Origin of the sequence: Ruoffia sp. FAM 24228 (genome assembly GCF_045528575.1) — a bacterium.
Taxonomy (GTDB): domain Bacteria; phylum Bacillota; class Bacilli; order Lactobacillales; family Aerococcaceae; genus Ruoffia; species Ruoffia halotolerans.
The window spans coordinates 1-11,808 of record NZ_JBGQQZ010000073.1 but is presented as its reverse complement, the minus strand read 5'-3'; the positions used below and the strand labels follow the sequence as shown (position 1 = coordinate 11,808).

The following is an 11,808-nucleotide window of genomic DNA, read 5'->3' as shown; positions in this document are numbered from 1 at the left end:
GCTTAGTTCCACTAAGCGAATTGGTAGAGTCTGCTTACGCAAGGTATTGAACCGCCGTGTACGGAACCGTACGCACGGTGGTGTGAGAGGTCGACTAGTCAAATAATGGCTAGTCTCCTACTCGATTATACGTTTAGTCGGTATAAGATAGCTATTCGGCATTTTTTTCAATAAGATGTAGTAAAGAAAAGGGGAATGCAGTTTATGACTCAGAACAATTCGCATGATTACGAGAAAGAATTTGCTAAAGAAGCGGAATATTTAGACTTTGTATATAAGAAAATGTTAAAAAGTAGAGAGAGTCTCGATGCATTTGTTAAAGAAGCTCGTGAAGAGGGGCTTACTTTTGTACAAAAGATGTCCGAAGATGTTCGGGTAGATTTTAGTAGTTTTTCTGATAATATGGACACTTTTTCAACAATTGAGATGAAGAACCGCGAGATTGACCAAATGAATTCACGCATTATCTCCGCAGAAAAATTATTAGAAAATGTCAAACGATCATTAGATGCTCCATATTTTGGTAAAGTGGACGTTGATTTTCTAGATGATGAAGAAGCAGAATCTTTCTACATAGGTATTAATAGTTTTGATGATGATAATTACGCAAAGTTTGTCTATGACTGGCGTTCTCCAATCGCAGAGTTATTCTACAATAATACAACAGGAGAATCTGCATATGAAGTGAATGGCAATACAATTGAAGTGGAAATTGATAAACGTAGACAATTCGTTATCGACAAAGATACTTTATTGAAGTTCTTCGACACATCGGTATCGATCCAAGATGATGTATTACTAGAAGCCCTAGAACAAGATAGCTCGAGTTTAATGCAAGATATTACATCTACCATTCAAAGTGAGCAGAATGTGATAATTCGAGATACGAGACATCCGATTATTTTAGTCAATGGAGTGGCTGGGAGTGGAAAAACTTCAACGATTATGCAAAGAATTGCGTATTTACTCTATTCATACCGTAAAGAAATTACCTCAGATAATATTCTAATATTGTCTCCGAATGAGCATTTTGTATCGTATATATCTAATGTGCTCCCATCACTCGGTGAGAAAACGCCATTGAATATGACGCTTTTACAATTTGTAGGGAGACACTTGTCAATGGAATTAGAGGATGAACAAACGTATTTTAACCGTATTAGTATTCACAAGGTTCCGAAGCAAACAGAGATTATTCGAAGTACTTCTTTTATTGATTTTATTAATGACTCAGAAGAGTTAATATTACAACATATGGATTTCTTTAATCCAGTCTTACGTAAAGACAAAGAAATTGTTTCGACTGAAAAAATCATTAAAGCTTTTGAACAGACGCCTGATAGTTCTCCCTTAATTGCTCGTATTCAAGCAACGCGACAATTATTATCAAGTAATTGGGAGAGACGAATGACTAAATTAGCTCAAAAACCTAAAGTGATTGATCGAGTGATGTCATTACCTGAAACCTTACAACAAAAGTTCTTTAATGAACTGATTTCGGATGATTCACCTCAAACGATTAATAAATATGCCAAAAGATATGTCCAAATTCAATACAGTCAAGTAACCCGTGATATTCGTGGTTTAGCTTGGTTTAATTTACAAGGGATTTTTGAAAAAATTTATTTTGCATACTCACAAGAAGTATATCAATTCAATCCAGATGGCATATTAAGCATAGATGAAGCGGTTGCATTTATTTACATTTATAATCGCTTCATTGAAAAATTATCACTTACAAATATGCGATTTGTTCTAGTAGACGAAGTACAAGACTATACAGAAGCACAAATTCGATTATTAGTGAGCTTATTCCCTAAATCAGCATTTACCATGGTAGGGGATGAGAATCAAGCGATATTTAACGCCAATATCAAATTCCAAGATATTATCAATAATTTCTCAGCCCGCTCAGAAAAAGTTGAGTTATATCAATTAGTGAATAGTTACCGGTCAAGTGGATCAATCACACGCTTATTCAATCGGCTCGCAACCAATAACGATGAATGGGAAATTATTCCGATTCGACCGGCTGGAAATGAACCTAAAATTATTAAAGTTGATAATCAAGCTGACTATTTGAAGCTATTAGAAGCGGTAAATCAAGAGTTAGATGGAAAAGCATTAACATTGATCACTAAAACAATGGTTGAGGCTGAAGAACTGGAACAATCTTTTGGCCAAGAACTATTGGATCGATTAAATCTAACCATCATTCCAATTAGTTTATCCAAAGGATTGGAATTTGATAATGTCTTAATTCATAATGCTTCAAACGAACATTATCATTCACAACGTGATAAGCGAATTCTGTATACAGCAAGTTCTAGAGCTATGAAAAATCTATTTATTACATATGAAGATCAGTTGACTGAGTTTCTTCAATCGTAAAGTTGAACATTTATAGACATAAAATAGACGGCAAGAGATCCATAATTGGATCTCTTGCCGTCTATTTGCTTTAATTAGATGATACCACGAGCAATTAATGACTCAGCAATTTGTACTGAGTTTGTAGCAGCACCTTTACGAAGGTTATCCGCTACAACAAATAAGTTTATACCATTTTCTACGGATTCGTCTCTCCGAATACGACCAACATATACGTTATCAGTATCTTCAGCGACTGATTGCAATGGGTAATCTAAGGCTTCAGGATTATCGGCAAGAATGACTCCGTCGATGTTTCCAATTTCTTCACGAATTTTCTTAATATCAAATTCTTTTTCTAATTCAATATTGATAGATACACCATGAGATGTTTTGATTGGAACACGTACAGCTGTTGCAGAGACAGGTAAATTCTCAACACCTAAGATTTTACGTGTTTCATCAATCATCTTTTGTTCTTCTTTTGTATTACCATTATCTAAGAAGACATCGATTTGTGGAATCACTGTTTTATTAATTTCGTAAGGGAAAGTACTTGTTGTACCTTGCTCTAAATCTTCAATTCCTTTACGTCCGGCCCCTGATACTGCTTGATATGTACTATAAACTACACGTTTGATACCGTAATTTACTTGTAGTGGTTTCAATGGTACAACGGATTGGATGGTTGAACAGTTAGGGTTTGCGATGAGTTTATCATCTTTAGATAAGACCCCAGCATTCACCTCAGGGACAACTAATGGAATATTTTTATCCATTCTCCACGCTGAACTATTATCGATGACAGTAATGCCATTACTTGAAGCAATCGGTGCAAAGTGTTTTGATGTTTCTCCACCTGCAGAAAAGATTGCGATTTGAATTGGCGCTGTTAAAGCATCCTCTGTCAGTTCTTGGATGGTAATCTCTTCACCATTGAAGGGGATTTTTTGACCTGCAGATCGACTTGAAGCAAATAAACTTAATTCACTTACTGGGAATTGACGTTCTTCTAATACTTGTATAACTTTACGACCAACTACGCCCGATGCACCTACAACGGCAACATGATATTTTTTACTCATAATTGGCTCCTTTCAATATTGTATGATAATGTTCAATTTATACCTATTTAACTTAAGCATTATCACATAAAATGTCAAGTTAAAAGTGATGGAATTTAATAATCGTCAGTAAAATTTTAATCCTAACTTAATCCTATTGACATTGTAATTTACCATTGATATAGTATATTTAAGTTAAAGAGGTATTGTGCGAGGCGCGGTTGACAAAAGTACACACACATGTGGAAAGGGGATATCGCCGAAACGACTTTCGTTGGGGGCTGACTTTAAGAGGTTGGTCACTGTTATTATCAAAGAGCCAAAGTGATAATAAGGTGCAATCAATTACCGGGCAAAAGGATACGTCAACTCAAATCAAGTTGGATTGATTAGTGAAAGCGACCACGAACCTTTTGTTCGTAGTCGCTTTTTGTTTACTTTTATTTAAGGAGTGGAAGAATGCAATTAGAAACGTATCAAACGAAGGTGAATAACGAGCTGGTTCATTCACAACATAAATATTCAGATTTAGCTCAGCAATATGGAACGCCGCTTTATATATTCGATGAAGAGAGTTTTAGAGAACGCGTTTATAATTTCAAAAATGCTTTAGAGAATCCTTACTTTGAGACAGAGTTATTATTTGCATCCAAGTCTGTTTTGACACTTGCGATTGCAAAATTGATTTCAGAGTATGGAATAGGACAAGATGTTGTTAGTGCTGGGGAGATTTTTACTGGGAAGAAAGGTGGCGTTCAGCCATCGAAGATGTACTTTCACGGAAATAACAAATTAGATGAGGAATTAGCTTTTGCGGTCGATCAAGAAGTGGGAACAATTGTCATTGATAACCGAATGGAAGCTGATAGACTCAATAATATTTTAGAGCAAAAAGGGAAAAAGCAACGCGCACTATTACGCTTAAATCCTGGAGTTGAGGCGCATACTCATGAATACATTAAAACAGCTAACTTAGATTCAAAATTTGGAGAGAGTGTCTTCGATGAGAAGATTGAGGACATTATAGAAAGCATCCATAACTATGATAATATTGAATTAGCAGGTTTACATTGTCACATTGGTAGTCAAATATTTGATTCAGAATCATTTATTAAAGCAGCGGATGAAATGTTACACTTTGCTCAACGCATTCAAACGAACTTAAATATTTCGATTCGTGAAATAAATTTCGGTGGCGGTTTTGGTGTTTACTACACTGAAGAGGATAAACCTTTTGACATTGCCGAATTTCTGCCAAATTTTATCGAGCATGTTCATGAAAAGTCTACTGAATATGGGATACAATTAGAGAAGGTTACAATTGAACCTGGTAGATCATTAGTTAACAATTCTGGTAGTACTTTGTACACGATTGGTGATATTAAGAAGACAGTAGGTGGTAAGAAATATGCCTTTATCGATGGTGGGATGACAGATAATATCCGTCCAGCTTTATATCAGGCTGAATATGAAGCAGCCCTACCAAATAAAATTAATGAACCGGTCAAAGAAACGTACACCATAGCTGGTAAAGCGTGTGAGAGTGGGGATGTTGTGATTAATAATATTGATCTTCCTCAAGTTGAAACAGGCGATTTATTATTAGTAAATGGTACGGGTTCATATAATTATTCTATGGCAAGCAATTATAATCATATCCCAATTCCAGCCATGGTGCATATTGATGGAGAAAAAAGTTACTTAACAGTCAAACGGCAGTCTTTTGAAGATATCATAGCAAATAATATTTTATAGGAGGATATTTATAATGAGTGTTTATGAAGGTTCAGCAGTTGCATTGATTACCCCATTTATCGAGAACACAAAGGAAATTGATTGGCGCGCGTTTGAAAGCCTATTAGACTTTCAATTAGAGAATAGCACAGACGCATTAGTCATTACTGGAACAACCGGTGAGAGTTCTACTTTATCTGATGAAGAGCAAATCGAATTGATTAAATTTGCCGTGAAACATGTCGAAGGTAAACTTCCAATCATTGCAGGAACAGGTATTAACGATACACGTCACGCAATCAAATTAAGTCAACAAGCTGAGCATGTGGGAGCAGATGCATTACTTATCGTCACCCCATATTACAATAAAGCTTCTTATAATGGTATGTTAGCTCACTTCCGAGCGATTGCTGATTCAGTTAACATTCCAATTATTCTTTATGATGTTCCTTCTAGAACGGGTACATCATTAACACCAGAACAGGTGAGTATTTTAGCTGAACATCCAAATATTGTGGCATTAAAAGATGCGGTAGGTAATTTAGATTACACTCGTGCAGTGCTTGATATTGTGCCAGATGATTTCGCTGTATACTCAGGGAACGACGATTTAAATTACGATATTATCGCTTTAGGTGGTAAGGGTGCTATCTCTGTAACTGCAAATATTCTCCCAAAAGAAGTTCATGATTTATGTCGTCTCGCTTTAGATGGACAAACGGAAGAAGCTCAACAATTAAATTATAAACTTGAAGATATTAATCGTAATTTATTTGATGAAGTGAACCCAATCCCAGTGAAATACTTAGTTCACAAAATGAACCGCTGTGCTTTATCATATCGTTTACCTATGGTACCACCAAGTGAGGAAAGTGCTGAATTATTAGACACGTACTTAGGGTTAATTGAAAAATACACAATATAAAGAATAGAGGATTGATAAAGTGAATATTATACTAATTGGATCCGATGGCGCGATGGGAAAAGTTGTTACTGAGATCTCGAAAGAGTTAGGTCATCAAGTGATCGCAGGATTACAATCAACTGAAGAAACAGAACAACCTTTTCCAATCGCGACAAATTTTGATGATTTAACACAAGTGGTTGAAGGGCTTGATCTTAAACCAGAAGTGATGATTGATTTTTCAACACCTCAATTAACGGAAGAATTACTGGCGTTTGCAGTGGCGCAAAAACTGCCACTTATGCTTGCAACTACAGGGCAAAATGAAGAACAAGCAAAAGCAATTCAAGAGGCGAGTAAATCCGTTGCTATCTTAGATACTCATAATACTAGTATTGGTGTCAATGTGATGCAGGAAGTGAGTAAGCATCTAAGTAAAGTATTGTATCCCTTAGGTTATGATATTGAAATTATTGAAAAACACCATCGTTACAAAAAAGATGCACCAAGTGGTACAGCTAAGATGTTACTAGATTCAGTTGAAGAAGGTATGTCAGAAAGTGCAACAAAAGTATATGGACGTGAAGGTATTGGCGAAGCAAGAGAACACCAAGAAGTTGGCTTACATGCGATTCGTGGTGGCGATATTGTAGGTGAACACACGATTATTTTTGCAAATAATCAAGAAATGCTTGAAATTACTCATCGTGCTGGATCAAAAGAGTTATTCGCCAGAGGGGCTATGGCAGGGGCAGAATTTTTAATTAATCAAGCCGACCCTGGTATTTATTCAATGAATGATATATTTTAAGTATTTTATGGATTTTGAGAAATTAAAAACTAACGACTCAGTGATTGTGGCTAGATTTGCCATCATTGCTGAGTTTTTTGTTTTATATTTTGATTTTACATATCCTAGAGACAATGTCAGGGACATTATTCGTGATATCATATCCTGGAGACTATCTCAAGGACACAAGCACATACATATCCAAAAAAATATTAAATCCAGATTAGAAACTGCTTTACTTTTAGTTAAAAATCGTGTAATCTTATTTTTAGAAAACATGAAAGGAGGATGTCAGATGAAACAAGCAGTTCAAGTAAGTTCGAATTTATTTAAAATGACATCACCTTTAATCGTTCATAATATTAGAGTTTTCATCTAGACAATTAGATCAAGGATGTCTAAGTATGTAATTCTACAGCTGATATTTTATGAGCCCTTAATTGTGGTGATAAAATATCTTTTTTTTGTGCAAATTTTAATAGGAAAGTTGGGAAACTATGCTTCAGTCAATGTGGTATTACATTAAGAAACACCCTGGAAAATATATATTTGGTGGTATGACAGCAGTTCTTACCAGTATATTATATATTTTCCCAAATTATATTATTCAACTCTTTATCGATGATATTGTAACAAATCAATTAACTCAAGCTGTCTTAGTGCGATATTTATTCTTTTTATTTATATTAATGATATTAATTTATGCGGGGGATGTGACTTGGTTTAGAGTTTTATTCGGAGAGTCATATCAATTCCAGAAAGAATTAAGACAAACTGGTTTTAAAAGTTTACTTGGCTTTCGTGCTTCTTTTTATGAAGCTTTTCGTTCCGGCGATTTGATGACACGAATGACGTCAGATATCGATACGATAGGAATGTTACTAGGTTATGGTTTAATGATTGTATTGGGAGACGGAGCGTTATTACTAAGTTTCCTTGCAGTTATGATTTTTACGATTTCTTGGCAAGTCACTTTAGTTAGTTTGATTCCTCTACTGATCTTTGGTGTTATTATTTATTTCCTTAGTAAAGAAGTGGATAAGCGTTATGATGCTATTAGAGATTCTGTAGCTGAATTGAGTAATGAAGTGTTAGAAGTGGTTGATGGCGTTCGTGTGATGCGAGCGTATGGACGGAAAGATTTGGAACAAAAGAGATTTCAAGAAAAAACACAGAAAGTTGTCGATAAGGCGAATCATTTGGCGATGGTGAACGGCTTATTTGGTCAAATTGCTAAAGCCTTTGGTGGGTTAAGTATCGCCATCGGACTCATGTATTGTAGTTATTTAGTGAATTTAGGTCAATTATCAGTGGGTAAATTAGTTTCTTTCCAATTATATTTAGCTATGTTAAATGGAACGATTTGGGGAATGACAGAAATAGTTGTTATTTACCAACAAGGTAAAGTTTCATTTGAGAAGCTCAATGATTTAATCAAAGCGAATGATCTCATGGAAGCAGACGGTCATCTGACGCTTGATTCGATTGAAAGCATTGAGTTTCAAGATTATTCCTTTAAATATAAAGAGGATGTTAAAGAGACAATTAAAAATCTCAATTTTACGCTTCAACGAGGAGAAACGTTGGGAATTGTCGGTAAGACCGGGAGCGGGAAAACGACGATTATTCGACAATTATTAAGACAGTATCCAATTAGCGGATCTGGAATAATCAAACTCAATGGTCGAGATATTCATGAATATCAACGGGAAAGTTTAGAAGCGATGATTGGCTATGTGCCACAGGAACACATACTTTTTTCTCAAACTGTAAAATATAATATAATGTTTGGAAATAGTGAAGCTAATGAGGAAGATCAATTGGCCCAAGCGATTGAAAATGCGGCCTTTACAAAAGATTTAGAGCGTATGTCAGAAGGGCTTAAAACGTTAATTGGAGAAAAAGGTGTGTCGATATCTGGAGGACAAAAACAAAGGGTATCGATTGCCAGAGCGCTAATTAAAGAACCAGAGTTATTAATATTAGATGATTCACTTTCAGCGGTTGATGCAAAGACTGAAAGAGCCATCATTACAAATGTTCAAAGTATCCGTGGGGATAAGACAAACATTATTGTCACACATAGGCTTTCTGCGGTAAATCAAGCGGACATGATTATAGTTGTAGACGATGGACGCATCGTTGAATACGGCTCACCGAAAGAATTATTAGCGAACGAAGGTTGGTATTATGAACAATTCAACAAACAACAATCAGAAGGGGGCGCTGAGAATGAAAACATTCACTAGACTACTTGGTTACTTACGTTATGAATGGAAACTCTTGTTATCAGGGTTCATTCTGTTGATTTTCTCTACAGGACTTTCAATATATACACCAATTATTGCAAGTAAAATGATTGATTATGTGTCCCTATCCGTTGCGAACGAAGAGACTGTTAATATTACCTTTATTACGGAACAATTTGGCTTTTATCTTATTATTACATTTATCTCAGCGATTCTTGGTTATGTGGGATATTTGCTTTTAGCGAATGGATCGAATCGGCTAAGTAAAGTAATTCGAGATGAAGCTCACGAGCATATGCAAAAGTTACCGGTTAGTTATTTTGATGATATTCCAGCTGGAAAGATATCTGCTCGAATCGTCAATGACACAGAGGTTTTAAGAGAGAACTTTTTTGCAAATTTTACGACTCAAATACTCATTAATACAATGACCATTCTAGGTGTATATATTGGTATGTTTGCTGTCAGCCCGACGATAGCAAGTTGGTTATTACTACTCATACCAATAATCGTCGTTTGGCAAATGGCTTTCTCTAAAAAAATTCAACCAATCAATACTTTATGGAGAGAATCGGTCAGTGAACTGAATAGTAAAATCGCTGAAATTGTTCAAGGTGTGTCGATTGTTCAAGTGTTCAATCAACAAGAGCATATGGCTGAAGAGTTTGAGCAAGTCAATCAAACTTGGCTAAATACTAGAAAAGAATCCTTAAAGTACGAAGCGTTTTTTGCTTGGAATTTGTCCGGACTCTTTAAGAGTATTGTGACCTTACTTGTGATGTTGTATATAGGAACGCAGTTCACAAATGGCATATTATCAATATCGATTGGAACCTTATATATTGTTATCAATTATGTTGAACGATTATTTGATCCTATTACTATGATTGTTCGTTTGATTACAATATTGCAACAAGCTTTATCCGCAGGAATACGAGTGTTCGAGTTAATAGATACTCCGGTAGAGAAAGATTCCAACAAACAATTAATAGTTACTCAAGGAAATGTTGAGTTTAATGATGTGACCTTTGCATATAAAGAAGGCAATAATGTATTGCATCAATTAAATTTCCATGTTAATGCAGGTGAGACCATCGGTTTAGTCGGACACACAGGGTCCGGTAAAAGTTCGATTATTAACTTACTATTTCGCTTTTACGATCCACAAGAAGGCCAAGTAATCATAGATGGTCAAAATATTGAAGAATATAATCGAGAAAGCATTCGAGAAAAAATGGGGATTGTCTTGCAAGAACCGTATTTATTTTCTGGTACGATTGCGACAAATATCAGTATGAATAATCCAGAGATAACCGATGAAATGGTCCTCGATGCACTTATCAAAGTTGGAGCACAACCATTAATTGATAAATTAGAAAAAGGAATTCATTCGGAAGTTGTGGAAAAAGGACAAGCTTTTTCTTCAGGGGAGAGACAATTGATATCCTTTGCTCGTACCTTAGCCAATAATCCAAAAATATTGATACTTGACGAAGCAACTTCACATATTGACACTGAAACTGAGGAAATTATTCAACATGCGATGAAAGTTGTAAAAGAAGGACGTACGACCTTTATTGTAGCGCACCGACTTTCAACCATTAAAGATGCAGATCAAATCATCGTCATGGACAACGGACATATCCAAGAGAGGGGCACTCACAGAGAGTTACTTGATCTGGGAGGCACATATACGCAAATGTATCAAATGCAAGGAAGTATGGCATAAAAATAACGCAGGACAAGGGAATCAACTCCCAAGTCCTGCGCTTTTAATTGTTTACAATAGTTTGACTAGTCATTTGCTGCTTCATCAGCAACATCTTTAAAGTGGTCAACCTGATTATATGCTAGCATCTCGAAATGTCCATTTTGATATTTAACAATAGATACGGATGCATTTTGTAATGGTTCAGTTTCATCGAAATCAGCAACTAAACCATGCAATAAATTACGAATTGTCATACCGTGACACACAACTAAAATGTTTTGGTCCGTTCCAGCGTGGCGGTTTAATAATTTTAGTAAACCAGATTCAACACGATTCCAAAATTCAGTATAGTTTTCTGCAAAGTGATATGGATCTGCTTCTTTGAACATATTCATAATATCTTGAATTTGATTCTCAGTTCCTTCAGGCAACCCGTGTTTGATGTTTACCCTTTGCTCAACTTCTGGCCAAACTTCAGCAGCAGAAAGGCCTTCAAAAGACCCAAAGTGAACTTCACGAAATTCTGGCATTTGTTCGATTTCTAAGTGCTCATTATTATGATTTTCTTCTAAAATAATTGAAGCTGTATCAATTGTTCGTTTTAAATCACTCGTATATACAGCATCAAATTCAATATCGGCTAGACCTCTACCACTGCGATGAACATTTTTAATTCCTTCTTCGGTTAATAATGCATTAGACCATCCTTGCATTCGACCATAGAAATTGAAATATGTTTCACCGTGGCGTACAAAATAAAATGTTACTCCTTTACTCATGCCTTACCTCCTAATTGTTCTGAATCCATTATACTATAGAAAACACGTGTGTCTAAGAAATTAAAGGAAAATATAAAAAGCCTGAATAATTCATACCTCTATAATTTAAGCTGGTTTCTTGAATAAATTAATCGTTCTTGGAAAAATTGGAAATTTTTCTACAAAATAGTGCGTTCTCGAAGTAGATTTTAACTAAATGAACCTTCT

8 protein-coding genes and 1 riboswitch are annotated in these 11,808 nt (G+C 35.5%); of the genes, 6 read left to right on the top strand and 2 right to left on the bottom strand.

The genetic code is table 11. The features are described from left to right. Positions 1 to 204: 204 nt before the first annotated feature. Positions 205 to 2,391, top strand: coding sequence for an RNA polymerase recycling motor HelD (gene helD / locus ACEN33_RS10690; RefSeq protein ID WP_407090942.1), 2,187 nt, complete (start codon positions 205 to 207; stop codon positions 2,389 to 2,391). A gap of 74 nt (positions 2,392 to 2,465) precedes the next feature. On the opposite strand, the gene ACEN33_RS10685 is transcribed toward helD, so the two are convergent. Next, a complete protein-coding gene (locus ACEN33_RS10685) occupies positions 2,466 to 3,455 on the bottom strand; it encodes an aspartate-semialdehyde dehydrogenase (protein WP_407090052.1) in 990 nt (329 codons plus the stop codon). Positions 3,456 to 3,636: 181 nt separating this feature from the next. Then, positions 3,637 to 3,783, top strand: a riboswitch (Lysine riboswitch). A 110-nt stretch (positions 3,784 to 3,893) separates the two neighbouring features. Here ACEN33_RS10685 and lysA point away from each other — a divergent pair. The 5 genes from lysA to ACEN33_RS10660 all read left to right on the top strand — a co-directional run bounded on the left by lysA (position 3,894) and on the right by ACEN33_RS10660 (position 10,840). After that, on the top strand, positions 3,894 to 5,189 hold the full coding sequence (lysA, locus tag ACEN33_RS10680; RefSeq protein ID WP_407090053.1) for a diaminopimelate decarboxylase: 1,296 nt from the start codon (positions 3,894 to 3,896) through the stop codon (positions 5,187 to 5,189). 13 nt (positions 5,190 to 5,202) lie between these two features. After that, positions 5,203 to 6,093 carry a 4-hydroxy-tetrahydrodipicolinate synthase gene (dapA, locus tag ACEN33_RS10675; RefSeq protein WP_407090055.1) on the top strand — a complete coding sequence of 297 codons (891 nt, stop codon included), beginning with the start codon at positions 5,203 to 5,205 and terminating at the stop codon, positions 6,091 to 6,093. Positions 6,094 to 6,112: 19 nt separating this feature from the next. Continuing rightward, a complete protein-coding gene (gene dapB / locus ACEN33_RS10670) occupies positions 6,113 to 6,883 on the top strand; it encodes a 4-hydroxy-tetrahydrodipicolinate reductase (RefSeq protein ID WP_407090056.1) in 771 nt (256 codons plus the stop codon). A 476-nt stretch (positions 6,884 to 7,359) separates the two neighbouring features. Beyond that, the gene (locus ACEN33_RS10665; RefSeq protein WP_407090058.1) at positions 7,360 to 9,111 is read left to right on the top strand and encodes an ABC transporter ATP-binding protein; all 1,752 of its coding nucleotides are present in this window, start codon (positions 7,360 to 7,362) and stop codon (positions 9,109 to 9,111) included. Further along, positions 9,095 to 10,840, top strand: a complete 1,746-nt coding sequence (locus ACEN33_RS10660; protein ID WP_407090060.1) for an ABC transporter ATP-binding protein — start codon at positions 9,095 to 9,097, stop codon at positions 10,838 to 10,840. The genes ACEN33_RS10665 and ACEN33_RS10660 overlap by 17 nt, the downstream gene beginning before the upstream one ends. A gap of 65 nt (positions 10,841 to 10,905) precedes the next feature. Here the strand turns inward: ACEN33_RS10660 and ACEN33_RS10655 are convergent, their stop codons facing one another. After that, complete coding sequence (locus ACEN33_RS10655) at positions 10,906 to 11,601, bottom strand: histidine phosphatase family protein (RefSeq protein ID WP_407090061.1); 696 nt, start codon at positions 11,599 to 11,601, stop codon at positions 10,906 to 10,908. Between the last annotated feature and the right edge of the window lie 207 nt (positions 11,602 to 11,808).